Source organism: Bacillus sp. N6, from assembly GCF_052805735.1.
Genome location: NZ_CM127843.1, coordinates 2759205 through 2783818 on the forward strand (window position 1 = coordinate 2759205; position 24614 = coordinate 2783818).

Below are 24614 nucleotides of genomic sequence, written 5' to 3' on the forward strand. Positions count from 1 at the left end.
TTTAAGATCATGGTGACCGAAACTATACCTATATTTCCGCCTCCTCCTTCACTGCCTCTTTTAACCTCTGCAACATATACCCAATTCCTTTACACCCCTCTAGCGGATATGTAATCATTTCTTCTGGATATAACTTTGTCACTACTTTTTTATGCTTCTTCCCTGCTAGTAAGACGATTTCGTCAAACTGTAGTAAACTTTTATCTACCATCTGTTTTTGTAATTTCTCTATACTTATTACCTCATCGTTTTTTGAATCAAATGCAAGATCATAGTTTTTTAATACAATATCATTTGGCCTTAAAAATCCATGTTTCGCTGATAATATAACCCAGTTTTCGAAAAACATGGATGCGTACGCCTGACATGCTTTTCCGAACGGACTAATATATACATCTTTTGCTTCCATCGGTCCGTAGTTTGAATGCTTATCCCAAATTTTCTTTTTTCCACATGGAATTATACATAGCCTTTTCATATATATTTCTACTCCCTTTACTTCAATAAATAAAATCCATTATTTTGTACATTTTTCTCTCGAAATACTATATAATAATTCTGAAAGTTAAAATTACACATTTTACCATATAAGTACTATAGATCACTCTCAATGCAAATATTATAATACCATAAAAATTTTTTCTTTTTTTCTTCAAAATAATAAAAATAAATTGTAATATTATGATGTATTAATAAAAATTAAAAAGGAGGTTCGTAAAAATGAAAAATATTATCCCTGCACTATTAGTCTATTTTATCGTTTGCGTTATTTCCGTTATCATCCCAGCATCTGAAGGCTACAATTATGTCGGCTGGAAGTTATTTGTTGGGCAAGTGTATGCGATACCTATTTTCTTCATTACTGCGATAATCACATTTTATATAAACAAGAAAAAATCTTACGAATAAACAATTATAAGGATAGCTAACGCTATCCTTATTTTAATTCGTTAATCAAATCTAAAATATCCCTTGCAGTACTTTGTATCCTTTCTTCCGAAAAGTCAAACGCAACACCTGTATTTTTATATATTTCCTGTATAGATAAATTCCAATCTGAACTCGCTCCCTCTTTAAAGAAAGTAATCGCTTGTTCCGGATTCTCTCGATAAATTTGAAATAATTGAATCGCTCCTATTTGCGCAATTGCATATTCAATTTTATAAAAAGGAAACTGAACAAAGTAAAATGACTCGAACCAACTAGAACCAATTTCATTCTCTACTCCTGCAATATCAACTGATGAATATTGATACCTTTTACATAGTTCAATATATTTCTCATCTCGCTCTTCTGGTGAATGATTTGGATTTGTATAAAGCCAGTGCTGGAATACATCTCCTGAAACTGACGATATTAATAACGATAAAGTACGATATAATTGAACTCGCTGTACTTCTTTATAATCATCCTCTTGCGTATAAAAAATAGTAAGCTTATCCATTAATAATAACTCCAGGCTAAGGGAATAAAGTTCCGCCACCTCTTCACGAAGGTATCTTTCCTGCATACTACTTTCATTGTTAAATTGTTTATAAAAATGTAATGCATGCCCCAATTCATGTATTAATGCATGAATTGCATAAAATGAAGGACTAAAATTAGAATAAATAAAAACGTCTTTACTATGAGGTAAGGTAAAGCAAGCAGCTCCTGATGCTTTATTTTTCCGTTCTTGTACGTCAATTAATCCCGCTTCCCTTATATGAGTAAATTCCTCATGAAAACATGAATCTGTCTTCCGAAACATTTCTTCAACCCCATCCAATAAATCAATGTAATTTTCAAATGAAGATTTTTGCAAATTACAAGGAGCAAGATCCCAAGGACGATACGTTTTTACATCAAGATTCTTTTTAAAAAGACTTCCTAACTGTTTCCAAATTGGTACAACACACTTTTCTATCGACTCATGAAACTTATAACAATCTTCAGTACTGTAATCTCTATTTTTTTGTTTAAAGGCATACTCACTATAATTATTAAACCCTGCATTTAAAGCCATCTGATTCCGCAATTGTACGAGTTCCTTCATAATACAATCTATTTCTATTTTTACTATACTTCTTGCTTCGCATAAAGCGTACCAAGCTTTTTCACGAATAGCTCTATTTGGGTTATCTATCCTTGCTTTTACGTATGCATACGTCTTTTGCTCGCCTTCCCAATTAATAGATATGTTAGACATTATTTCTCTATATTTCGTAATAAGTTCTTGCTCTTTAACGGAAAGCGCTATGTTCTTTTCATTAAACATTTCACTCTTCACAAATCTTGCTTTTTTCATAAATCCATATTTCTGCTCATCTAATAAATCAGAAAACGGACAATCTCTAAATTTCTGGTCAAATTTTGCATTGTATCTTTTTAAAAGTGGCTGAATTTCATTTTGGTTATACATATGTATATCACGTATATTACTATCTTTTGTATCTCTATACATAGCGATTAAATTGATCGTTAACTCTTCTTCTATTTCTGCGTTTAAACGCAGCTCCTCCGAAAGCCAGCTCTCTAATTCTGAAACCGAAGTAATATTTCGCTCTAAAAGTGACTGTAATTTACTCTCCAAATCATTCAACATACACAATCCTCCCGTTTTTAATTTTCTGTTTTTTGGAGATAAAAAAGGACAAGTAGCCAATCTGACTACTTGTCCTTGCTGTTTATGTGTACTCAATAAAATTAAGCTTGGAATGCTTCTGTTAATACTGGTACGATTTGTTTTTTACGAGATACAACACCTTTTAAAGTAGCTGTGTTGTTTTCTAGTGATACGTTGTATGCTTTCTCAACAACGTTTGCTGCTTTACCGATCGCAAGACCGACAGAATCGTTAGTTAAGATATCAGTTACAACGAATAAGAATAGGTCTAAACCTTTCTCTTCTACTACTGCAGAGATTACTTTTTCAAGTTCCGCTTGGTGTACAAGAACGTCGTTTGTATCAACAGCGTTTACTTGTGCGATTTCAACTTTCGCATTACCCATTTGGAATTCTTTAGCGTCAAGAGAGATTAATTGCTCCATTGTTTTTCCGCTTAAGTCAGCACCAGCTTTTAACATTTCTAAGCCGTAGCTATCAGCATCTACACCAGCGATTTCCGCTAATTCACGAGCAGCTGCTACGTCTTGTTCTGTGCAAGTTGGAGATTTGAATAGTAAAGAATCTGAAATAATTGCAGATAACATTAAACCTGCAACTTCTTTACGAATTGTAACGCCATTTTCTTTGTACATTTTGTTTAAGATTGTAGCTGTACATCCAACTGGCTCACAACGATAGTATATAGGATCGCTTGTTTCAAAGTTAGCAATACGGTGATGGTCAATAACTTCTAACACACGAACTGATTCGATATCGTTAGCACTTTGTTGACGCTCGTTATGGTCAACTAAAATAACGTTGTCCACTTCGCTTGCTACTGTCTCAACAAAACGCGGTCCTTCTACTTTAAAATAGTCTAACGCAAATTGAGTTTCACCGCTGATTTCGCCTAAACGTACAGGCTCAGCATTCATTCCTAATTCTTTTTTCAATTCTGCATAAGCAATTGCAGAACAAATTGCATCTGTATCTGGGTTTTTATGCCCGAAAACTAGTACTTTTTCCATGTTTTCCACCTCTTCATGAAAAGGATATCTTAAAGAAGCAAATATGACAATATTTAAAGCATATTTTTTTATAAATAATTGCACTTTCTTCTATATTTTTCATCATTTTCATAAAAAAAATCATCTAAAATGAATTAGATGATCGAAATATATGTTTCAATTAAAATAGTGTAGGAGTTTGCACTACGTTGTTAAAAGCGAAATTTGAAGCTAAGCCATTATTCACAAGGTTTACATCTATAACTTGATAAAACGCATTTCCAGTGTCTGCAATTTCCCAAACAGCTAAAATAAGATGGTATCCACTACGGTCAGTTGGTACATTTGCTTCGTGCATTACTGTTGTCCCTGGTCTAGCTCCACCGTCATTTTTCACATAGAATGGCACTAAATCTAAATCTGATCGCGTTAAAGGTTTATTTGGATTCCAACCTTTTTTCGTAATATAATATTTCCACTCTTTTGTACTATGAGGAGCCGTTAGTTTCCACTTGAATGTATTCGTTCCGCCATTTAACGTAACTTTCTTCCACCTATCTACAGTTTGAACATCTAAAGCGGGAAAATGACCAGCCCCTGCAATTTGTCCATCAGAAGGTCCGAGTTGAGGAAATCCACCTATCCCTTCTACACTTTGTGGTTCATATTGAATCGGTCCACAATTTACATTTACCCCTTGCTTACATAAATAAGATCGGCTCGCTGGTGATTCTACATATCCATGAGCTGAAGCCTTTTCTGAAAATCCAAATGTTAATAATCCCGTAAGTAATACGCCACCACTTAAAATAACTTTCTTCATCTTTTGTAAACTATTCTTTTTCATTCTTTCATCCCCTTCCAATAATAAAGCGAAAATAACTATAGTTGCCTAGTCATCTTCTCTACATTTATTATAAGACGAGAATCATTACTAAAAGAACCCTCTAAAAACTTTCTCAAATTCATTTAGTGCGGTAAATGGATTATATCAATAAATTTATTTAACACCGCCAAAAAAATATAGACGGTGTTAAAATAGTTTCTTATTATTCAGTATGATAACCTTTTAATCACAATTTATATGCATTTATAATAAAGAACCGTAGCATCTAACTTTCCATTCGGAGAAATTGCATACCCTGGTATTGTTCCAACTTCTTGGTAGTCTAGTGATTTGTACAATTTATTGGAAGGATCTCCTTCTCTAGTATCTAATACTAAAAGAGACCTGTTTTCTTGCTTTGCTCGTTCCTCTGCTTTTTGCATAAGCGATCGTCCAATACCGTTACGTCTAAAGTTTGGGTGAGTCATTAATTTACAAATCTCGGCTCTATGAATTCCGTTAGGCTTTGTAACTAATTGTAATTGAATACTCCCTGCTACTTCGTTGTTTATTTTAGCCACATACAATATCACTTCTGGCGCTAATACTGTTTGCCAATACTTTGTTGCGTCTTTTTGTTCCAGTGGAGGCAAAAAACCAATTGATGCCCCATCATTTACAACCATTTTCAAAAGTTTCGAAAGTTCTTCCATATCATTTTCTAGTTTCTTAATTTCTTCAATTACTAAATTTCGCATTACTTTTCCCCCTTTTGTTTCATTGTAACAATTTTTAAAGAAGGAATAATGAAATAATAAGATGAATTTATATTAAGATATGATTTTTTTTGAAAGGATAACGATATGAAATATATATTAGATAGAACGTACGCAAAAGAATTACTCGAATGGGCATATGAACAAAACCCGGGCCCTTGGTTTGAACATTCACTACATGTTGCTCAAGCAACTGAAAACATAATTATAGAACTTATAAAAAAAGGGTACAAGCTAGATGCTGACATAGCATATAATGCTGCCCTTTTGCATGATATCGGAAGATACAAAGGTTTTACCAAATCGGTCATTCATTCCTATGATGGTTATATGTATATGAATGATTTAGGGTATACAGGAAACGCTGTTATTTGTGTGACACACTCATTCCCATGCAAAAATGAACATATAGATATCGCAGCGGAGTGGAGTCTCGTTCCTCACCATATGAGAAGCCGGTTAGTTGAAATATTAAATGAACATTGTAACTACGACTTATACAATAAAGTAATTACTCTTTGTGACGCTCTTGCTGACGCAGATGGCTTTACTACGCTGGAAAGAAGATTAATTTCCGTTGGTTTGCGTCATGGTACAACATCTCATACATCTTTACATTGGAAAGGGTTTTATGCGATTAAGAAAGAATTAGAAGCTTTAATCGGTAAGAGTATATACACAGTTCTTCCTGATGTAGAAAAATCTATTTATGAAGATATAGAATATTAAATTGAATACAAATTGAAAACGATAAAAATTGAACCCATCCTAGATAATTTTTATACTCAAATTTAATTTCACATAAAAAACGTTTTAAACATAAAGTTTAAAACGTTTTTTATTCAATGCTTTTGATTTTTCAGTTCTGTTAAACACTCTTGCACTAAAGTTACCGCTTGACTCATCGCAGCTCCGCCAGCAAATGCTGCTGAAACACCACATGCTTCCAGAATCTCTTTATCCGAACATCCTTGATCAAGACAACCTTTTGTATGATAAATTGTACAATACTCATCTTGCGTTGCTAAACTAATTCCTAATGCAATAAGTTGTTTTTCTCTTTTTGTTAAAGCACCCTCTTGAAAACAAGCTTGCGTGAACGCATTATATGTCTCAGCGATTTCAGGAATTTGATTTGTAAAACTACCTATACCTTCTTTATAATGATGTAGAATATCATTTATCGAACTATGTTGCTCATGTTCCATCTTATTCCCTCCAGTCATATTATCCATACCTATTGTAGTATGCGATGAAATGGAGGCAATATACCTTCTTTTAAATTAAGAATTTTCAGTTAATTTACGTTATAATTTTAAATTATCATCTACAATAACTTTTCCTCTAGAACTTTTTCTTTCAACCTCTTTACTTCTTTCTTCCCAAAATGTTAATCCTTCAATCCCCACATTTTTAGGATTAAATACTGGATCTTTCCCTTCTTTTTTCTGCGTTTCATAGTCTTTTAACACTTTTAATGCGATTTTACTTAATAATAGAATCGCGATTAAGTTTAACCATGCCATACTACCGATTCCTAAATCTCCGAGATTCCATAAAAGCGACGCTGATTCAACACTACCGATGTAAACCATAATTAAAAATCCAAATTTTAAAACTGGTTTTAACCAGCCATACTTCAATTGACGATCTAAATAAGTAAGTGTCGTTTCAGCAATATAGTAATAAGCGAGTAACGTTGTAAATGCAAAAAAGAAAATTGCAATTGAAATAAATATTGGACCAAACCCTGTCATCACAGTTTCAACTGCTTGTTGCGTATAAATTGGACCTGCTTCCACATTTCCTATGTTTTTTACAATAGCGCTTTTCCCTTCAGGTATAACATTATACATACCTGTAATTAATATCATAAGAGCTGTCGCTGTACATACGACAATTGTATCGATATATACGGAAAACGCTTGAACTAATCCTTGTTTTGCAGGATGCGATACTTCAGCAGCAGCCGAACTATACGTCGCTTCTCCGACACCAGCAACGTTTGAAAATACAGCGCGTTTTACACCCCATGCAATAGCTGCACCAACAATTCCACCAAACATTTCATTTACACCAAATGCGCTAGAGAAAATTAAAGCAAACATACTTGGAATCTCCGTTACATTCGCAATTAATATGATACATGTAACAATTACATAACCAATTGCCATAAATGGAACAAGCATTTGAGAAACGCCAGCAATTCTCTTTACACCACCAAAAATAATTGCTGCTAGTAACACGACTAAAAATATACCAGTTATATATTTGTTAATACCATTAGAGTTTTCGAATCCAACTGCGATACTACTAGATTGAATACCTGGTAATAACATGCCATATGAAAGTGTTACAACTACCGCTACAATGACTGCAAACCATTTCATTTTTAAACCTTTCTCAATGAAATATGGAGTACCGCCGCGATATTCATTCCCTACTTTACTTTTGTATACTTGAGATAATGTTGATTCAACAAACGCACTCGCTGCCCCTAACAAAGCCATTACCCACATCCAAAATACAGCTCCAGGCCCGCCGAAAGCGATCGCTGTCGCTACCCCTGCGATATTACCAATTCCAACTCTTCCTGATAAGGCTAAACAAAATGCCTGAAAAGATGATATTCCCGTCTCGGAACTCTTTCCTTCAAATAATAGTTTAATCATCTCTTTAAAATAACGAATTTGCAAAAAGCGTGTTGCAATCGTGAAATATACGCCTGCCCCTAATGCAAAAACAACTAAACCGATACTCCACACTTGCCCTACTAACCATTCTACTAAATTCTCCATCCAAATCCCCCTTATCATTCTTTGGAAAAGCAATTTTATATATAAGAAAACGGACAACTATTATCAAACTTTCTAGTTGTCCGCATCTTTCATTATTTCATCCCTCAATTTTTGTCAGTAAAACACCCTATTACTTTATATTTACCCAAACACTTTTCACTTCTGTATAATTATCAAGCGCATATGAACCTAATTCGCGGCCAATACCAGATTGTTTGTATCCACCAAATGGTGCAGCTGCATTTTCTAAGTTATAATCATTAATCCACACTGTTCCTGCTTTTAATTTATTTGCCACTTGATGACCCGTTTTGATATTTTGCGTCCATACACCCGCAGCAAGGCCATAGGATGAGTTGTTTGCTCGTTCAATTACTTCTTCTGTCGAATCAAATGGAAGTACAACAACAACTGGTCCAAATATTTCTTCCTTAACGATTGTCATATCGTCTGTAACATCTGTGAATACAGTTGGTTTAACGAAATAACCTTTTTCAAGCGCACGTTCGCCACCAGCCGCAACTGTAGCACCTTCTTTCTTCCCTTGCTCAATATAATTTAACACACGCTCTTGTTGTTTCTTAGATACGAGTGGACCCATTTCCGTTCCTTTCTCCATACCTGCTCCAAGTTTTACGTTGTTCGCCATTTTCACAAGTGCATCTACTACAGTTTCATAATGTTTACGATGAACAAATACACGTGATCCTGCGCTACAATTTTGACCGTGATTATACATAATACCTTGGAATGCACCATTAATTGCTTCTTCCAAGTCCGCATCTTCTAAAATGATATTTGGTGATTTGCCGCCAAGCTCTAACGTTACATGCTTAATCATTTCTGCAGACTGACGCATAATATACTTTCCTGTAACAGTAGATCCTGTAAAAGCAACTTTATCAATGTCATGATGATTTACAATTGCTGCTCCTGCTTCAGGACCAAAGCCTGGTACAAAGTTTACAACACCGTTTGGAAATCCAGCCTCTTTAAAGAGTTTTGCTGTATATAGTAAGGATAAAGGTGTTTGCTCTGCTGGTTTTAATACGATCGTACAACCTGTCGCCAGTGCAGCTCCCATTTTCCAAGAAGACATAACGAGCGGAAAGTTCCACGGAATAATCTGACCTACAACACCTACAGGTTCATGTCTCGTGTAATTTAAGTAATCTTTTGAAATTGGGATTGTTTGCCCAATAATTTTTGTAGCCCATCCTGCGTAATAACGATAATTTTCTACAGTCGCTGAAATATCATCATCAAGTGCTACTTGATATGGCTTTCCATTATCTAAAGCTTCTAGTTGCGCTAATTCTTCTCTATGTTCTTCAATTAAATCTGCTAACTTATAAATAAGATGCGCTCTTTCAGCAGTAGTCATTTCTGCCCACGGACCAGATTTAAATGCAGATCTTGCTGCTTTTACTGCAGCATCAATATCCTCTTCTTGCGCTTCACATACAACTGCTAGAACATCTTCTGTTGCTGGATTGTATGTTTCAAACGTCTTTCCGCCTATAGCAGAAACAAATTCGCCATTAATAAACATTTTAATTTCTTCATTTAAAAACGCTTCCACTTTTGGTTTCAGCTCAATATTTGTCTTTAACATTATGTTCTCCTCCTTATTTAAACAGCTGCATGAGCTGCAATATTTGATAAAATCGTTTGAAGCTTTTGATCTTCGTCAACAGTTAATCCTAGTCTTGGATAGCGAGAAGGTCCTCCCGCTTGCCCATGTAATTCCATGGAACGTTTAACGATTTGAACATATTTCCCTGATCCTTCAAGAAACTCGCAAAGTGGTAAAATAGCATCGTTTATTTCCCACGCCTTTTCTAATTCACCATTTTGAAAATGCTCATACATTTTTGTAACGAGACCGGGAACGATATTTCCTGCTACTGAAACCCATCCCGAAGCACCAACTAAATATGATTCCATAACTAAATCTTCAGAACCACAGAAGACTTGGAAAGCCCCTTCACTTTGTCTTACTAAATCTCTCGCTTTTCGAATATCTCCGCTAGATTCTTTAATATGTGTAACATTTTCACACTCTTTTCCAATACGGAGCATTAGCTCTGTACTCATATCGACACCAGAAGTAAATGGGTTATTGTATAGCATAATTGGTATATTTACAGAGTTTGAGATTTCTTTAAAATGAAAATAAATCTCCTCTTCCTTCGGTTTACAATAGTAAGAGTTTATAATTAATGCACAATCCGCTCCGTGCGCTTCTGCATGTTTCGTATATTCAATTGTTTCTTTTGTGGTCTCTGCTGCAGTTCCAACAATGACTGGAATACGGCCATCAATTTCTTTCAACACAGTTTCTACCATTTTAAATCGTTCTTCTTTTGATAAACTTACAAACTCTCCTGTACTTCCATTAATGATAATACCTGCAACCTTTTGTTCGATAAAGTAATTTACATTTTGTTTTACCCCATCCCAATTAATTTCCTGAAATTCATCCATCGGTGTTATTAATACTGGAAATGCCCCTTTAATTTTTTGCATATTTATCTCTCCCTATCACATTTTATTTTAATAAGAATCCTGCCGGAAACGGATCCGTAGGGTCTAATAGAAACGTCTGCATCCCTGTAATAAATCCTCTACTTTCAAAACGGAAAATGTATCCTAGTTCCTCCTTCTTCACTTTTTCCACAGTTATAAAACTATTAAATATACTTTCATTTTTAAAAGGTTTATCCGCCATATAATCATTTTTAAATAATGCATGAACATAGGAAACGATAGTAGAAACAAAACCTGGCGAACGTACGATAAAGTTATCTTCATGAAATGTAATCGACTTTATATGGTTCTTTTCTTTTTGCGAAGGATCTACTAAAATAAGCCTTTTTATTAGCGACTGTTTTTGTATAGCCTGAAGTGTAGCTTCTCCCCATCTTTTCAATTCTGAAATGTTTTCAACACGAATTTCTGGCGAATACGCACCTTTTTCTACAACTGCATATACTTTATCTGCTTGTATGAGAGAATAACTTACATTACCAACCTGTAAATTTTCCTCAATCAAATAGCAAAGTTTGCTTTCAAACGAAACAGATATAACTTCATCATTCTCTACATACGCATGAACTAAAAATATTCCAGATAACGTTTCAATTTTGTATTGATTGGACTCTCTCTTTTTTAAATACCCACTTTCGAGTAACATCGTTATTACCGCAACAATGCCCCCATAATGAAGCGGAATCGAACCTTCATAATTAAAAAATAATACAGCTGCATCCACTTCATTATGGATAGATGGAACAACAATACACCCATTCAAACCAATAAAACCACGTGGTTCATTTAATAAAAGCTTCATCTCTTCTGCTAATTCACCTGAAAATTGTTCATTTAATTGCTCCAAACTGTAGTAGTATTTGCATGGTACGTCTTTCATTACACGAAATGCCTCGCCATTTACATGTACGTCTACTGCTGTATACATTTTTTGAATGTTCATTTTATATCCTCCGTTTCATGTTCCATCGGCGGAATTAGCAAAAATCCTTCTTTGAGTGGATCCATTTCATTGTAAAAAAATTTATGCATACCCATAAGCCAAGCTGATCCCGTAATTTTCGTTATGACAGCTTCAATATTTTCAACATGTGTCGTATTCACGACATTTCCTTTAAATAAAGAACCAACGATACTCTCATGAATGAACTCTTCACCAATTTTGATTTCTTTCTGAGCGTATAACACAGCTAGCTTCGCAGATGTTCCTGTACCGCATGGGGATCGATCTATTCCGCCTGGTGGTACAACAACTGTATTTTTCACATGCGCACATTCATGAGTAGCATCTGTATAAAATTCAACATGTGTTAATCCTCTAATAAACGAATACTCTGGATGAATGATTTCAAACTTCTCATTAATTGTGTTTCTTATATGAATCGCCTTATCGATGATTGTAGATGCATTTTCTGGTACTAATTCTAGGCCTACTGACTTCGCATCAATAATGGCATAAAAATTCCCTCCATACGCAATATCAGCCTCTACAGTTCCAATGTCTTTGACTTGTACAGTAATATTTTTCAATAAAAAAGCTGGTATGTTACAGAAAGATACCTCTTTTGCTTTTCCATCTTGAACAGCAATATCTACTTCCACTAAGCCAGCCGGGGTATCTAGTTTTAAAGAAGTAATCGGTTCAACTACTGGAATTAAACCTGATTCAACTAACGCTGTACATACACCGATTGTATCGTGACCGCACATCGGTAAGTATCCACCTGTCTCTATGTATATAACACCTATATCAGCCTCAGGATTACATGGGTCTGTTAATAATGCCCCTGACATTACATCATGACCACGCGGTTCATTCATTAACAATTTTCGAATCCAATCATATTCCTTTTTCATATGTAACATCTTCTCTGCCATCGTCTCTCCAATCAACTTTGGAAGTCCGCTAATTAATGTCCTCGTTGGATTCCCGCCCGTATGTGTATCAATAGTCGTAAAGACTCTTTGTGACCTCATCCGTTTAACACCCTTTCTGTAAAACGACTCAAACGAAGTGGTTCAATAGGAATAATTGTCTCTTTTTCATTTAATAACTCTTCAATTACTTTCCCAGTAACTGCTGCAAGACTAATCCCATCCCCTTCATGTCCAGCGGCAATGAAATAATTCGGAATATGTTCCACTCGTGAAATAATCGGCAAATGATCTTCTGTCCACGGACGTAAACCAGCGTAAGAACGAATTACCATCATATCTGCCATTTTCGGATAAAAGCGAATCGCTCTATTTGCGATACATTTAATGACTTCATTGTTTATTCTCGTATGAAACCCTACAAATTCACGACTACTTCCAATTAAGAAATTTTGACTTTCAGTAGGCTCAAATACGAGCGCAACCCCGTATTTTTCAGTTAAAGCATCTACTTTTCTTTTTCCGCCAAATTTAGAAATTAAATAACCGAATTCCATTACTTTACGGCATCCTACATGTTGTTGCCTTGATGCTACTATAATATGCCCTTTTCTCGGTTCAATTGGTATATTTACATTTAACATCTGACCAATCTTAGGAGCCCACACACCGGCTGCATTTACAACTTGTTTTGCTGTAAAAGTACCATTCGTAGTTTCTACAACAAATGAACCATTCGTCTCTATTTTCATACTCTTTACTTCGGTCTGCTTAAAGGCTTTTGCGCCAAACTTTTCTGCCTCTGACAGAAGCGAGAAAGCAAGGAGATATGGATTCACAGTTGAATCCGTCGCACATTCTAAACCGCCTAATAAATCATCAGCAAAAAAAGTCGACTCTTCTCTTATATCTTGCCTATCAAGCATTCGAAACGGTAATCCAGCTTTTTTTTGCCGATTTACCCATTGCTGTGCAGCCTCCATCTCTTCGTCTGACTCACATACGAGAATACTTCCTGGTGCCCTATATTCAAATGAATGCTCTAATTCTTCACTTAAATCAGTTACTAATTTTTGACTTACTAAAGACATTTGACTATCAAACCCTGGGTCTTTATCAATGGCCAAAATATTCCCATCACACCGTGAAGACGTCCCGCTGACAAATTCTCCTTTTTCAATGATTGTTACGTCTCTTCCGTATTTTGAAGTGTAATAAGCGATAGAACACCCTATTATTCCACCACCTATAATTAAAACGTCGCAGTGCCTCACAATATACTCCTCCTTTCCCTAAACCTCTCACTTTCTTTTATGCAATTGACGTGCCAATTCTGCACATATACAATTTCCATAAACAATATTTTTATTTGTAAAAATAATTCAAATTTATAGTAAATAGGTGTATTATTTTTTTATCACTGTCAAAATTTTTATACATAACGGGAGGATATTATGGCATTTTCATTTCCGACTATACAAGAGTTTTTGGAAAGTATTTTAATCGATCATACATGTAGCCTTAATCACATTAAGCAAGTAAACGAAAGGTTTTATTATCTCCCTTCTACTACAGAAGAATATAATTGCGCCATTATTTATGTAGATGACTCATTCGCTGCATTAATTGACGCTTTTTCTTATGAATTAGCTGTTATCATCCTTAACGAAAACGATGAGCCGATATGCTGTATAACTTCTCAGCAAATCATTCCATTTCTTTATAAGTCCTACAATGAACTACAGGCATTTTATGACACCGTAATACTAACAACTGACTCTTCTGTTACAGTCATTGATAGTAAAGAATGCGTTCGAACTTGGACAGATGGTGCTGAAAAAATATTTTCAGTCAACCATAATGAAATTATTGGGCAACCGATTACTCGTTTTTTTGATTATAAAGACTTGGAAATTTTACAATCTTTACATGATGGAAAAAGCATAGTCGCTCAGTTCCATCAGCCTCGTCCCGATTTATTCGTATTAATTAATTCAAATCCAGTTTATTGTAATGATGAAATTATAGGAGCAGTCGTTTCAGAAACAGATGTTACAAATCAAGTCGCTTTAAATGAAAAACTATTTAATATGTCACATGAAATGCACCGTTTAGAACAAGAAGTGGCAAAGTATAAAGATGAATCTGATCCTTTCCTTGCGATGAATGGAAAAAGTCCTGTTATACAAAGAACGATACAATTAGCTAGAAAAGTTTGTTCGGTGAAATCAACTGTTTTAATACTTGGGGAAAGCGGAGTTGGAAAAGAAGTATTTGCGAAAGCAATTCATGAAGCAAGTGAAGCAGCGAAGGCGCCTTTTATTTCGATTAACTGCGGGGCAATTCCAGAAGCGTTATTTGAAAGTGAATTATTCGGTTACGAGCGTGGGGCGTTTTCTGGAGCTAATAGTAAAGGGAAAAAAGGTAAAATTGAACTCGCACAAGGCGGTACTTTATTCCTCGATGAGATTGGCGAAATGCCGCTCGATATGCAAGTAAAACTGTTACGTGTACTACAAGAACGAAAGTATTACCGAGTTGGCGGAGAAAAAGAAATTAATATTGATTTCCGCATTATCGCTGCTACAAATCGGGATTTACAAGAAGAAATGAGAAAAGGAACTTTCCGAGAAGATTTATATTATCGTTTAAATGTAGTTAGCCTGCATATTCCACCGCTGCGTGAAAGACGAGAGGATATTATCGAACTCACATACTCATTCTTAAACGATTTTTCAATCAACTATAACAGACCAATTCGTGACTTACCTTCAAGCATTATGCATGAACTGCTTCATTACAATTGGCCAGGTAATATTCGCGAACTTCGAAACGTTGTTGAACGACTTGTGGTATTTGCGACAGACGGAATTATAAAACAAGAATATTTACCATTTCATACAACCGAAAATTTAGACAATCATACAGCTCATTCCCTATTACTCAGCAACAATAATACAATCCTTTCTTTACAAGAAGAGATGGATGAGCATGAGAAAAAAGTTATTGAAAGGGCTTTACGAATTTTAAATGGGAATAAATTAGAATGTGCAAAACAACTTGGCGTAACAAGGGCTACTTTATATAACCGTTTAAAAAAACTTGGACTTCAATAAAGAAGCAGTATGCACCGATTAGGCGTTTACAGGTAGCTCTCTCTCCCTCCTCTATATTGGCATGATTTTTGCATATATAATTTGTGCAAACCGAACTAGAGGAGGAATACACATGACCAATAAAAACAACTTAATTGTTTGTCGTTGTGAAGAGGTTACATACGGACAACTTCAATCGACAATTGCTGAATATAACTGCTCGGCAAGAGAATTAAAACTAAGGACACGTGCTGGCATGGGATTTTGCGGTGGTCGTACATGCAGAATAATGATAGATCGAATGATTGAAAATGTGAATCCTGACGTAACTCTTAATGAACTACCGTTAAAATATCAACCACCAATACGTGCAGTTACTTTTGGATCGGTAGGTGAAAGTAAATGAGTAGAATTACACATCACCCTATTTTAGGTACTTTACAAAGTAGTGAGCGTATTACTTTTCAATTTAACGGTCATCAATACGAAGCATATGAACATGAAACGATAGCTGCTGCCCTGTTAGCAAATGAAATACGGACATTAAGAGTTCATGAAGATAGCGGGACACCGCGAGGTATTTATTGTAATATCGGGCACTGTTCTGAATGCCGCGTAACAGTAAATAATCAAACAAATGTACGTGCATGCTTAACTGTTGTAGAAGAAAACATGGTTGTTGAAAGCGGGAAACAGCATCCGAATATCGTGAGAGAGATGGTGAAAAAACGATGAGTGATGTAATTATCATTGGTGCAGGACCAGCGGGATTATCTGCTTCTATCTCTTGTGCTCGTTTCGGACTAAAAGTGCTCGTTATTGATGAATTTATGAAGCCGGGTGGGAGATTGTTAGGACAGTTGCATCAAGAGCCTACTGGAGAATGGTGGAACGGAATAGAAGAATCGAAGCGACTTCATGAAGAAGCAGAATCACTTTCAGTACATATTAGGTGCGGTGTTTCGGTCTATAATTTAGATAAAGATGAAAACAATTGGTTTGTACATACTAATATCGGTACGTTAGAAGCACCGTTCGTACTACTTGCTACTGGTGCTGCGGAATATTCTATTCCCCTTCCAGGCTGGACACTTCCAGGAGTGATGTCAATTGGAGCAGCTCAAGTTATGACAAATGTTCATCGCGTGCAAGTTGGAAAAAAAGGAATCATTATTGGTGCTAACATTTTGTCTTTCGCCATTTTAAGTGAATTGCAATTAGCGGGAATTAAAGTAGATCATATTGTACTCCCTGAAAAAAGCGAGTTAAGTCAAAAAGCTGGTGAACCTGAAGAAGTTTTAAACTCTCTTTTAAATGCAGCACATCTCGCTCCTTCTGCTATTTTACGAATAGGTAGCCACTTTATGAAATATGATTGGATTCGAAAAGCTGGATTAACATTATATCCAAACAGCGGAATGAAAATAAACGGAACGCCACTTCACCTTCGGAAAGCAGCTCTTGAAATTATCGGAACAGATCAAGTTGAAGGTGTACGTATTGCTAATATTGACTCTAAAGGAAATGTTATTAATGGATCAGAGAAAATATATGAAGCAGATTTTGTTTGTATTGCTGGGGGATTATACCCACTTGCCGAACTTGCAGCTGTAGCTGGTTGTCCCTTCCATTACATTTCAGAATTAGGTGGACACGTTCCTCTCCATTCCGAAACAATGGAAACCCCTCTTCCTGGTTTATTTGTAGCTGGCAATATTACAGGCATTGAAAGCGGAAAAATTGCGATGGCGCAAGGAACTGTTGCAGGTCTATCTATTGCTAAATATGCAAGTAAAAAACGTGATATAGTCGACCAACATTTATCTCACGCCATTCAAAACGTTCACTTTGTTCGTCAGAAAGCTACAATTCAGTTTAATCCGATGGTAGATATCGGTAGACGAAAAATGAATGATTTATGGCATAAATTCCAAACAAATGATAAAGATTTCTATAAACAACAAGAAATTATTTAATAAGACTTATTTTTCAAAAAGCTCCCCTTATCAAAAACATAAGGAGAGCTTTTCAAATTATTTCACTTCAATTGTCCAATCACCATCAGCTTGAATAGTAAATATATGTATACCGTTTTCTTTTACAGGCATTTTTTTTGTAGTATCAGCGTTTCCGATTTCGTTAAATAAAGTGTTATCATTTAGATGAACGATAAAATTACTTTTCCCATTATTATGTACCCCATGAAATTCTTTTAAACCTTTTTCTAATTTTACAAATATAACATCACTACCATGCCCACTTACTACCCCTGGAGTCGTCACTACTTTATCCATCGGAATAGATTGAGACATATTAGCACTCCAGTGTCCGTCTGCTAGTGCATCAATGAAATACTTTCCACTCTCTTTTATAACAACTAATTTTTTTTGTTTACCATTTCCAATAAAGTTAGAAAGTGTTCCCGCATCATTTCCCTGTTCATCTTTCAAATGAAGGATTGCATTACTTTTCCCTGTATGTTCTACATCAGCAATTACAAAACCAGATTTCAACTCAAAGAAATCAGATGAATTTTTACCATCTCCTTCTATTGACACATTATGGTCTTGTGATAACTGTTCTACTGTACTTGCTGATTTTACTTCCTTAACTTTTTGATTTGCTGTGTCAGTTTTTTGTTCTACACTCTTCTCCGTTTGCTCTTTCGCCTTTACATTCTTTGTTTCTTCTGTTGAATTACAAGCAGTTAAAGATAAACATACCGCAGCAATTGTTGCTAATAATTTCTTTTTCATAATATCCTCCTATTAATATAAAACATTCTTAATAAGAATAACATATTTTTACCAATTTATCAGTTTATTAAAAATTGAATTTTATCCTAAAATAGGAAACATACTAAAAATAGAAATTAAAATAAAAAACTGCTAGAGCATAAAGCCCTAACAGTCTTATTGTTCATCACTATTAAATTTCGCTAATGCGTAAATACCTTCTTCATCATCTAATTCAAGTTGTAATCTCGCTGCGAATGAATTGACATTATATTCTCTGTCAAGCAACAAGCGTAATGCTTCGATTAAGTTTGCTTGAATTAAAATTTGCTGGCGACCATTTACCTCTACTTCCGCAGAGAAACCGTAGTCATCGTCATACATGAGTTCAACTAACACTTCTTCTGGACCCACTTGTCTTTTTTCAGCTATATATACGCAAAGCGCATTTATTAATTCTTGTTCAGAAATTCTTATTGTTTCCATGCTACTTCATCTGCCTTCTTTTTACGTTGGTCTTTGAAGTATTTAAATGCACGAACTGCTAACATTACGATACCAGCCATTACTAACATATTTACCATAAACGCTAATACAGAACCAAGAGCTCCCATATTTGCAAATAAGCTACCCATTAGTAAACCACCAAGACCACCTAGTAATAAACCTTTCATAAAGCTTCCTTTATTACTTTTTGGTGCTGTGTTTGTTGCTTTCGTTTTTGAATCTGGAGTCGTTTTTTGAGAATTTACATTTGAGTCTTTTTTGTTTAAATCAACTTTTGATTTTTGACCTGAACTTGGTGTAAATGATTTTTTACCAGATTTGTAACTTTTCGCTGCCGCATGATCTACGAACATAAAGCTGCTAGCCCCAAAGATAACCATAAATGCTGTCATTACTGCTACAAGTTTTTTCAACATATTATATCCATTCTCCTTTTATATAGATATATGTGAAATCTATCTTTCTAGTAAATTCAGAATGATAGATTTGTTTTTAAGAACATTTTAAAGGTTCTTATGAACTTATTATATGAACTTTTGTCGAAATATGCAAGTATTATTTACTTCCGACAGTTTGGTGACAAAGGAAAATTTAAGCAAAACAGAATTGACTTTAAATGAAACAAAACATATTATAAGTTCATAAGAACTTTTTATTATTTTGGAGGTGAAAAGATGGAAACATTTCATCTCACACGAAACGAAATGGCTACCCTTCTTCTATCACTAAGAGGATGGAATACGAAAAAGCCTCTCGGTATTTTACAAGAAGCTTGGGCAAAGTCACATAAAAAAGATATTGAAAGCGGACAAAGCGTTACAGCTTTTATTACTACCGCACTTTCACCTATTTTTGAAAAGCTGATTAAAATTGACGATACTGATGTCGGTTTTTCTTTAAATGAAATAGTTGCGCTTGGCAATCAGATTGAAAACACAAGTTTCTCTGTAACTGCTATGCAAAACTGGGTGAAACGAGATATAAAAGAAATGATTGGCTCTCCTCAAAAAGGGAAAAAATATTCAATTGAACAAGCAGCCTTACTATTTATTGTCGAAGATTTAAAAACAGCACTTGATTTTGAATCCATTCGTAAGCTATTACGCCTTATTGTAAATGACCCAGCCGATCGAAGTGATGATTTAATCAATCCTGTTCATTTATATGTAGCATACTCTTCTCTATTTGAAGAACTCAATCAAGGGAATTGCTTACAATTAAATGCAACAGATACCGTTCATACAATTGAAAACATCGTAAAAGAAAAAGCTGATAAAATCGCAAGCAAGTTCGATCAAATTAATAACGAACAACGCGAAGCAATTCGTAACGCTATTATTATTGCGACCCTTTCTGTACATACCGCTTATGTACAAATGTTAGCAAAGCGTTACGTAACAGCAACTTTATTTTTACAGAACTTAGATGTGAAGCCTTAAAAAATAGGAGCAGAAATGCTTCTATTTTTTTATGAGAAATTTTTAATAATCTTTTCATTAACCCTTCATGAAAACGCGGCTTATATCCTTTACTATAATACTTATAAGAGACATAAAAGAATTGAAATAGCAATCCCCTATGTAAATAAGGTATAATCTACATATAGTGAACCTTTTATGTCATTAAATAAATGGTTCTTATACTCAAAAATTCATAAACTAGAAGGTGCAACAATGTTAAGTAGTTTTATTCATTCAGTATTAACGTTTTTTGAAGGATTAGGTTATTGGGGCATTATGCTTGGACTTATGATTGAGATTATCCCAAGTGAAATTGTCCTTGCTTATGCAGGATACTTAGTATTCAATGGAAGTATCTCATTTATAGGTGCTGTTGTATTCGGTACAATTGGCGGTGTTATTGCCCAAATCTTTATTTATTGGCTTGGACGATACGGCGGACGACCTATATTAGAACGTTATGGAAAATATATTTTCATACATAAAAAACAAATAGATGCTGCAGAAGATTGGTTTAATCGTTACGGAACTGGCGTCATTTTTACAGCACGCTTCATTCCAGTAGTGCGTCATGCGATTTCAATTCCTGCTGGTATTACAAAAATGCCTTTACTACGTTTCACTACATTAACAGCACTCGCAATCATCCCTTGGTCCATCATTTTCATTTATCTAGGTGAAAAACTAGGCGAAAACTGGGAGAATATAAACGATATTGCTGGTCCGTATGTGAAATCATTTGCAATTGGTGGCGTCGTACTTATACTTTTATACTTCGTTATAAAAAAATGGACAAAAAAGCGCAAAAATCTTGCTTAAGAATATAATAAAAACCGCTATAAATTCATTCGGAATTATAGCGGTTTTCTATTTATATATGAATTAATCTCCAGGAATTATATAACACCTTTCCATCTACATTTACATGGATAAGCAACCATTCGATCATTCCTTTCGTATATTATCTCAAAAAGGAGTGATTCCCCTATGCATTGGCAGCAAAAAATACCATACTTAATCGGACGCCCTATCGGTATTTCCTTCATAAATGGGCAAGGAACTTCAGGTGTATTATGTTCAGCGCATGATGGGCAATTATATGTGTATGAATACCTTTATCAAGCCCAGTTCGCAATGAAACATTATGATTATAGACAGGTTCAAGATATACATGCATTCCCAAATTGTCCTCACCAAAATCCTCTATACTAAAAAAATCGGAACGGCTCATAGCCATTCCGATTTCTATACTTTATTTCTCAGAATAAAATTTCTGCACTGCTTCATCAAAATAAATCCAACCTTTCCAGCCTAAATGAATCGTATCTTTTAAGAAATACTTATCATATTCATGACCAGAGAAATCAACTACTGGATATCCTGCTTTCTCAACCTGTTCTCGAACTTTATTATAATACACTTCACGGCGTTCTTTCGGGAAGCCAGTATAATCATACCAAGGCCCATTTACAGGTACAGAAATAAAGAGTGGTTTGACATTTTTCTCTTTAAATAAATCTAAAATAATTTGTAAATCATCATATTCTGGTGATTCATCATATGTTTCATTTGCTCTAAAGTTTTTTAAACCTTTTAGTTTTTTCTTCAGATTATTCTTATGATAATACGGATTTTCAATTCCGAATGTATTTGTAGTAGACTCAGCTTTCCCTTCTTGTTCTGCGTGTTTACGTGCGTCTTCCCAAGAAATTGAACGAAGCCCGCTATTGGTTTTCTCTTTCATCGGTTCGATTTTAAATAAAGAGTTAAATAAATCTCTATGATCTAAAATATTTCGATACATATAAGCAAGTGGTTTAACTAAACCTGCTTTTATGTTATGTTTCGTATCATTATATACAATACCTTCTAATGAATTTTTTAATATATCATCTTCTTGAACAACTTTATAATCTAATAGCCGTTTCGCGATTTGCTTCTTCATTTCTGGATTTATCTCATCATTAAAAATAAAATGATATGCTTGTTGTTTGGAGAAATTATTAGTGAAATCCCCTTGTGAAACACCAGTCTTTGTAAACCATTGTGGTGAAAGAACAAAGACTACTTTTTTACCTTCTAATTCATCCATAGTAGATGTCATATTTAAAATATGAGCTAAACTTTGTGTACCGCCAGTTCCAATTAAAAACGGTGTAAAACCAGCTGGATTTACTTTGAAATAATTAGACGGATGATATGCATCCATTCGTAAAAATTCTGATGAACCGTACATCGGTAAATACTGTGAATTATCTAACATTTTTTGCTGTAAGAAAGCACTTTGTAATTTCTCTTTTTGTAAAGAAGTTGCCGCATCTTCTACCTTCTTATCACTAATAAGCGATACCAAACTTTTCGATGGGATTAGAATGATAATGAAAAACAGCACACACGCTAAAATTATAGGACCAAAAGCATGCTTCATTTTCATCTTCTGTCCCTCTTTCTATCGTTATTAACTTGTAACCCTTGTTTTTGACACGTCATCTTTTCTCTCCTTTTTCTCTATACATGTTCCATTCTATTTATCTATTATATACATGTATGTATTTCCTTCCTTGTTCTATTAAGCCCTATATAAATAGCGCCAGAAAATGTTTCCATAGAAACACGTTAATTATACAAGATTCTACATAAATTTCACACTGGAATTTTAGTAATAATTTTATTTTTAAGTCGTGAAAAAACATATGAAATGTCTATATTTCATTCGGAACTGTACAAAAAACAGACTATCACACACGTGAAGTCTGTTTCCCCATTCTTTTATTTTTGTACATCTGCCCATTTTAAACTTGTAGATGGACCAAATTGATGTACATATAAATCTTTCACATATGGTTTTTGTAAGTAAGATAATCCACGCTGGAATACCGGTGCAATTACTGCATCATCAAGTAGCATTTTTTCAGCATCTTGCATTGCTTTCCAGCGAGCCTTTTCATCATTACCTAATTCTGTTTTAATCTTCTTAATTAACGCATCATATTCTGGGTTTGCATATTCTGTATTATTAACACTGCTTCCAGAAAGGAATACTTCTAAGTAAGTCATTGGATCTGGATAATCCGGTAACCAGCGTGATAACGACATTTCATATTCTTTCTTCTTCTCAAGTGCTAATTTTTGCGTATGTGGCTGTAATTTCACATTCACTTTTAATCCAGGTAAATTTTTCTCAAGCTGCTCTTTAATGTACTCTCCGACTTTTTTAAAGTTTTCTAAGTCATAATTTAATAGTTCTAACGTCACTTCATTTGTACCTGTCTCTTGTTTTGCTTTCTCCCAATATTCCTTCGCCTGTTTTACATTCGTCTTATTAAACTCACCAGCCGTACTTCTAAAATCTTTCTTATCTGGGCCTTTTAAGAATCCTTTTGGTACGTAATAATTTGCAGCAACCGAACCATCATTTAAAAATGAATCTGCGAGTCCTTTCTTATCAAAAACTGTACTTAGCGCAAGCCTTGCATTTTTATTTTTAAGAATCGGTACATTTTCATTAAATCGGAAGAAGTACATAACTGGATCTGTGTATTGTTTTAGCTCTTTATTATTTTTATATTTATCTACGAATTCTGTAGAAATAACAGCTCTATCAACTTTATCTGTTTCATATAAATTTACCGCAGTTGAAATTTCTTTTACAATTTGATAGTTTACTTCATCTAACTTCACTTCTTTTTTATCCCAATACTTATCGTTTTTCTTCATTGTAAAGCTAGCTTCATGCTTCCACTCTGATAATGTAAATGGTCCATTATATACCGCTTTATTTGCTTCTAATCCGTATTTATCACCTTGCTCTTTCGCATATTTTTCGTTAATTGGATAGAAGGATGGTAAAATTAATAATTTCGTAAAATACGGTACAGGATGTTCTAGCTCTACGACGAACGTTTTATCATCCTTCGCTTTTACTCCTAATTCATCTAGACCTAGTTGTTTTTTATTTATCTTCTCAGCGTTTTTCACATCGTACGCAATGTATGCATATTGAGAAGCGGTATCTGGATTAATCAATTGCTTCCAAGCGTATACGTAATCATGAGCGGTTACTGGATCTCCGTTTGACCATTTCGCATCACGCAATTGGAATGTATATGTCTTTCCATCTTTACTCACTTCATATTTTTGTACGCCTGCCTCAATTACTTCATCATTTTTCGATAAACGGAATAGTCCTTCCATTACGTTATTTAAAACGTTAAACGAGACTGCATCTGTTACTTTTCCTGAATTTAACGACGGAATTTCACCCGTTTCTAGTAACTGTAATACTTTCTTTTCATCTTTCGGCTTTGTTGTAGTTTTTTCTTTTGCGCAGCCAACTAAAAATGAAGAAACTAATAGAGTACTAACTAATGAGTAACGAACAATTTTTTTCATTTGAAA

The 24614-nt window shown here is 34.7% G+C and carries 26 protein-coding genes; 9 read left to right on the plus strand and 17 right to left on the minus strand.

All coding sequences use genetic code 11. The annotated features are described in order from the left end of the window. Positions 1-28: 28 nt before the first annotated feature. Complete coding sequence (locus ACUXVC_RS14180) at positions 29-478, minus strand: DUF6884 domain-containing protein (RefSeq protein WP_144465264.1); 450 nt, start codon at positions 476-478, stop codon at positions 29-31. A gap of 242 nt (positions 479-720) precedes the next feature. Here ACUXVC_RS14180 and ACUXVC_RS14185 point away from each other — a divergent pair, with 242 nt between their 5' ends. Beyond that, positions 721-909, plus strand: a complete 189-nt coding sequence (locus tag ACUXVC_RS14185) for a DUF4017 family protein (RefSeq protein ID WP_000789485.1) — start codon at positions 721-723, stop codon at positions 907-909. Positions 910-937: 28 nt separating this feature from the next. Here the strand turns inward: ACUXVC_RS14185 and ACUXVC_RS14190 are convergent, their stop codons facing one another. The 4 genes from ACUXVC_RS14190 to ACUXVC_RS14205 all read right to left on the minus strand — a co-directional run bounded on the left by ACUXVC_RS14190 (position 938) and on the right by ACUXVC_RS14205 (position 5178). Continuing rightward, complete coding sequence (locus tag ACUXVC_RS14190) at positions 938-2584, minus strand: M3 family oligoendopeptidase (protein ID WP_144465355.1); 1647 nt, start codon at positions 2582-2584, stop codon at positions 938-940. Positions 2585-2685: 101 nt separating this feature from the next. Further along, complete coding sequence (gene ppaC, locus ACUXVC_RS14195) at positions 2686-3615, minus strand: manganese-dependent inorganic pyrophosphatase (protein WP_000416871.1); 930 nt, start codon at positions 3613-3615, stop codon at positions 2686-2688. Between the two features lie 160 nt (positions 3616-3775). Further along, on the minus strand, positions 3776-4441 hold the full coding sequence (locus tag ACUXVC_RS14200; protein WP_089171237.1) for a lytic polysaccharide monooxygenase: 666 nt from the start codon (positions 4439-4441) through the stop codon (positions 3776-3778). Between the two features lie 233 nt (positions 4442-4674). Next, positions 4675-5178: a GNAT family N-acetyltransferase gene (locus ACUXVC_RS14205; protein ID WP_023522191.1), complete on the minus strand. Its 504-nt coding sequence runs from the start codon at positions 5176-5178 to the stop codon at positions 4675-4677. Positions 5179-5283: 105 nt separating this feature from the next. Here ACUXVC_RS14205 and ACUXVC_RS14210 point away from each other — a divergent pair, with 105 nt between their 5' ends. Continuing rightward, on the plus strand, positions 5284-5925 hold the full coding sequence (locus ACUXVC_RS14210) for an HD domain-containing protein (protein ID WP_000875115.1): 642 nt from the start codon (positions 5284-5286) through the stop codon (positions 5923-5925). 113 nt (positions 5926-6038) lie between these two features. Here the strand turns inward: ACUXVC_RS14210 and ACUXVC_RS14215 are convergent, their stop codons facing one another. The 7 genes from ACUXVC_RS14215 to ACUXVC_RS14245 form a co-directional block, all read right to left on the minus strand. Beyond that, positions 6039-6431, minus strand: coding sequence for a carboxymuconolactone decarboxylase family protein (locus ACUXVC_RS14215; protein WP_001999958.1), 393 nt, complete (start codon positions 6429-6431; stop codon positions 6039-6041). Positions 6432-6503: 72 nt separating this feature from the next. Beyond that, the gene (locus ACUXVC_RS14220; protein WP_088023681.1) at positions 6504-7994 is read right to left on the minus strand and encodes an alanine/glycine:cation symporter family protein; all 1491 of its coding nucleotides are present in this window, start codon (positions 7992-7994) and stop codon (positions 6504-6506) included. 130 nt (positions 7995-8124) lie between these two features. Beyond that, positions 8125-9609 carry an aldehyde dehydrogenase family protein gene (locus ACUXVC_RS14225; protein ID WP_000920979.1) on the minus strand — a complete coding sequence of 495 codons (1485 nt, stop codon included), beginning with the start codon at positions 9607-9609 and terminating at the stop codon, positions 8125-8127. Between the two features lie 17 nt (positions 9610-9626). Further along, positions 9627-10523, minus strand: a complete 897-nt coding sequence (gene dapA / locus ACUXVC_RS14230; RefSeq protein WP_001169449.1) for a 4-hydroxy-tetrahydrodipicolinate synthase — start codon at positions 10521-10523, stop codon at positions 9627-9629. A gap of 22 nt (positions 10524-10545) precedes the next feature. Then, a complete protein-coding gene (locus tag ACUXVC_RS14235) occupies positions 10546-11487 on the minus strand; it encodes a proline racemase family protein (protein WP_098853081.1) in 942 nt (313 codons plus the stop codon). Beyond that, positions 11484-12521: a proline racemase family protein gene (locus ACUXVC_RS14240; protein WP_144465265.1), complete on the minus strand. Its 1038-nt coding sequence runs from the start codon at positions 12519-12521 to the stop codon at positions 11484-11486. The genes ACUXVC_RS14235 and ACUXVC_RS14240 overlap by 4 nt, the downstream gene beginning before the upstream one ends. After that, positions 12518-13693 (minus strand): NAD(P)/FAD-dependent oxidoreductase, encoded by a 1176-nt coding sequence (locus tag ACUXVC_RS14245; RefSeq protein ID WP_089171242.1) that lies wholly within the window; start codon positions 13691-13693, stop codon positions 12518-12520. Before ACUXVC_RS14245 ends, ACUXVC_RS14240 begins: the two co-directional genes overlap by 4 nt. A 180-nt stretch (positions 13694-13873) precedes the next feature. On the opposite strand from ACUXVC_RS14245, the gene ACUXVC_RS14250 reads away from it, so the two are divergent. The 4 genes from ACUXVC_RS14250 to ACUXVC_RS14265 all read left to right on the plus strand — a co-directional run bounded on the left by ACUXVC_RS14250 (position 13874) and on the right by ACUXVC_RS14265 (position 17490). Continuing rightward, the gene (locus ACUXVC_RS14250; RefSeq protein ID WP_144465266.1) at positions 13874-15535 is read left to right on the plus strand and encodes a sigma-54 interaction domain-containing protein; all 1662 of its coding nucleotides are present in this window, start codon (positions 13874-13876) and stop codon (positions 15533-15535) included. 112 nt (positions 15536-15647) lie between these two features. Further along, positions 15648-15920 carry a (2Fe-2S)-binding protein gene (locus ACUXVC_RS14255; RefSeq protein ID WP_000182620.1) on the plus strand — a complete coding sequence of 91 codons (273 nt, stop codon included), beginning with the start codon at positions 15648-15650 and terminating at the stop codon, positions 15918-15920. After that, positions 15917-16249, plus strand: a complete 333-nt coding sequence (locus ACUXVC_RS14260; RefSeq protein ID WP_000087063.1) for a (2Fe-2S)-binding protein — start codon at positions 15917-15919, stop codon at positions 16247-16249. The genes ACUXVC_RS14255 and ACUXVC_RS14260 overlap by 4 nt, the downstream gene beginning before the upstream one ends. After that, positions 16246-17490: an NAD(P)/FAD-dependent oxidoreductase gene (locus ACUXVC_RS14265; RefSeq protein ID WP_095690713.1), complete on the plus strand. Its 1245-nt coding sequence runs from the start codon at positions 16246-16248 to the stop codon at positions 17488-17490. Before ACUXVC_RS14260 ends, ACUXVC_RS14265 begins: the two co-directional genes overlap by 4 nt. A gap of 57 nt (positions 17491-17547) precedes the next feature. Here ACUXVC_RS14265 and ACUXVC_RS14270 read toward each other — a convergent pair whose 3' ends face one another. From ACUXVC_RS14270 to ACUXVC_RS14280, 3 genes are all read right to left on the minus strand, one after another. Further along, positions 17548-18270, minus strand: coding sequence for a hypothetical protein (locus tag ACUXVC_RS14270; protein WP_053564215.1), 723 nt, complete (start codon positions 18268-18270; stop codon positions 17548-17550). Positions 18271-18426: 156 nt separating this feature from the next. Further along, entirely contained in the window at positions 18427-18735 is a 309-nt protein-coding gene (locus ACUXVC_RS14275; RefSeq protein WP_053564214.1) for a YxcD family protein, read from the minus strand. Then, positions 18723-19172, minus strand: coding sequence for a hypothetical protein (locus tag ACUXVC_RS14280; RefSeq protein WP_000914478.1), 450 nt, complete (start codon positions 19170-19172; stop codon positions 18723-18725). Before ACUXVC_RS14280 ends, ACUXVC_RS14275 begins: the two co-directional genes overlap by 13 nt. Positions 19173-19430: 258 nt before the next feature. On the opposite strand from ACUXVC_RS14280, the gene ACUXVC_RS14285 reads away from it, so the two are divergent. The 3 genes from ACUXVC_RS14285 (at position 19431) to ACUXVC_RS14295 (ending at position 21428) form a co-directional block, all read left to right on the plus strand. After that, a complete protein-coding gene (locus ACUXVC_RS14285) occupies positions 19431-20195 on the plus strand; it encodes a DUF1836 domain-containing protein (RefSeq protein ID WP_000447231.1) in 765 nt (254 codons plus the stop codon). Positions 20196-20429: 234 nt separating this feature from the next. After that, positions 20430-21035 (plus strand): DedA family protein, encoded by a 606-nt coding sequence (locus tag ACUXVC_RS14290; protein ID WP_000952913.1) that lies wholly within the window; start codon positions 20430-20432, stop codon positions 21033-21035. Between the two features lie 168 nt (positions 21036-21203). Then, entirely contained in the window at positions 21204-21428 is a 225-nt protein-coding gene (locus tag ACUXVC_RS14295; protein ID WP_000558692.1) for a hypothetical protein, read from the plus strand. 40 nt (positions 21429-21468) lie between these two features. On the opposite strand, the gene dltD is transcribed toward ACUXVC_RS14295, so the two are convergent. Both dltD and ACUXVC_RS14305 read right to left on the minus strand, forming a co-directional pair. Beyond that, on the minus strand, positions 21469-22650 hold the full coding sequence (gene dltD / locus ACUXVC_RS14300; protein ID WP_098127586.1) for a D-alanyl-lipoteichoic acid biosynthesis protein DltD: 1182 nt from the start codon (positions 22648-22650) through the stop codon (positions 21469-21471). A gap of 335 nt (positions 22651-22985) precedes the next feature. Next, on the minus strand, positions 22986-24608 hold the full coding sequence (locus ACUXVC_RS14305; protein ID WP_446025718.1) for a peptide ABC transporter substrate-binding protein: 1623 nt from the start codon (positions 24606-24608) through the stop codon (positions 22986-22988). Positions 24609-24614 lie beyond the last annotated feature (6 nt).

Coding starts and splice junctions, on each gene's coding strand:
- ACUXVC_RS14225 (WP_000920979.1), bottom strand. CDS start 9,609: ATGTTAAAGACAAATATTGAGCTGAAACCAAAAGTGGAAGCGTTTTTA.
- ACUXVC_RS14220 (WP_088023681.1), bottom strand. CDS start 7,994: ATGGAGAATTTAGTAGAATGGTTAGTAGGGCAAGTGTGGAGTATCGGT.
- ACUXVC_RS14285 (WP_000447231.1), top strand. CDS start 19,431: ATGGAAACATTTCATCTCACACGAAACGAAATGGCTACCCTTCTTCTA.
- ACUXVC_RS14290 (WP_000952913.1), top strand. CDS start 20,430: ATGTTAAGTAGTTTTATTCATTCAGTATTAACGTTTTTTGAAGGATTA.
- ACUXVC_RS14255 (WP_000182620.1), top strand. CDS start 15,648: ATGACCAATAAAAACAACTTAATTGTTTGTCGTTGTGAAGAGGTTACA.
- ACUXVC_RS14200 (WP_089171237.1), bottom strand. CDS start 4,441: ATGAAAAAGAATAGTTTACAAAAGATGAAGAAAGTTATTTTAAGTGGT.
- ACUXVC_RS14270 (WP_053564215.1), bottom strand. CDS start 18,270: ATGAAAAAGAAATTATTAGCAACAATTGCTGCGGTATGTTTATCTTTA.
- ACUXVC_RS14185 (WP_000789485.1), top strand. CDS start 721: ATGAAAAATATTATCCCTGCACTATTAGTCTATTTTATCGTTTGCGTT.
- ACUXVC_RS14265 (WP_095690713.1), top strand. CDS start 16,246: ATGAGTGATGTAATTATCATTGGTGCAGGACCAGCGGGATTATCTGCT.
- ACUXVC_RS14240 (WP_144465265.1), bottom strand. CDS start 12,521: ATGAGGTCACAAAGAGTCTTTACGACTATTGATACACATACGGGCGGG.
- ACUXVC_RS14295 (WP_000558692.1), top strand. CDS start 21,204: ATGCATTGGCAGCAAAAAATACCATACTTAATCGGACGCCCTATCGGT.
- ACUXVC_RS14205 (WP_023522191.1), bottom strand. CDS start 5,178: ATGCGAAATTTAGTAATTGAAGAAATTAAGAAACTAGAAAATGATATG.
- ACUXVC_RS14180 (WP_144465264.1), bottom strand. CDS start 478: ATGAAAAGGCTATGTATAATTCCATGTGGAAAAAAGAAAATTTGGGAT.
- dapA (WP_001169449.1), bottom strand. CDS start 10,523: ATGCAAAAAATTAAAGGGGCATTTCCAGTATTAATAACACCGATGGAT.
- ppaC (WP_000416871.1), bottom strand. CDS start 3,615: ATGGAAAAAGTACTAGTTTTCGGGCATAAAAACCCAGATACAGATGCA.
- ACUXVC_RS14210 (WP_000875115.1), top strand. CDS start 5,284: ATGAAATATATATTAGATAGAACGTACGCAAAAGAATTACTCGAATGG.
- ACUXVC_RS14260 (WP_000087063.1), top strand. CDS start 15,917: ATGAGTAGAATTACACATCACCCTATTTTAGGTACTTTACAAAGTAGT.
- ACUXVC_RS14250 (WP_144465266.1), top strand. CDS start 13,874: ATGGCATTTTCATTTCCGACTATACAAGAGTTTTTGGAAAGTATTTTA.
- ACUXVC_RS14280 (WP_000914478.1), bottom strand. CDS start 19,172: ATGTTGAAAAAACTTGTAGCAGTAATGACAGCATTTATGGTTATCTTT.
- ACUXVC_RS14275 (WP_053564214.1), bottom strand. CDS start 18,735: ATGGAAACAATAAGAATTTCTGAACAAGAATTAATAAATGCGCTTTGC.
- ACUXVC_RS14190 (WP_144465355.1), bottom strand. CDS start 2,584: ATGTTGAATGATTTGGAGAGTAAATTACAGTCACTTTTAGAGCGAAAT.
- ACUXVC_RS14215 (WP_001999958.1), bottom strand. CDS start 6,431: ATGGATAATATGACTGGAGGGAATAAGATGGAACATGAGCAACATAGT.
- dltD (WP_098127586.1), bottom strand. CDS start 22,650: ATGAAAATGAAGCATGCTTTTGGTCCTATAATTTTAGCGTGTGTGCTG.
- ACUXVC_RS14235 (WP_098853081.1), bottom strand. CDS start 11,487: ATGAACATTCAAAAAATGTATACAGCAGTAGACGTACATGTAAATGGC.
- ACUXVC_RS14305 (WP_446025718.1), bottom strand. CDS start 24,608: ATGAAAAAAATTGTTCGTTACTCATTAGTTAGTACTCTATTAGTTTCT.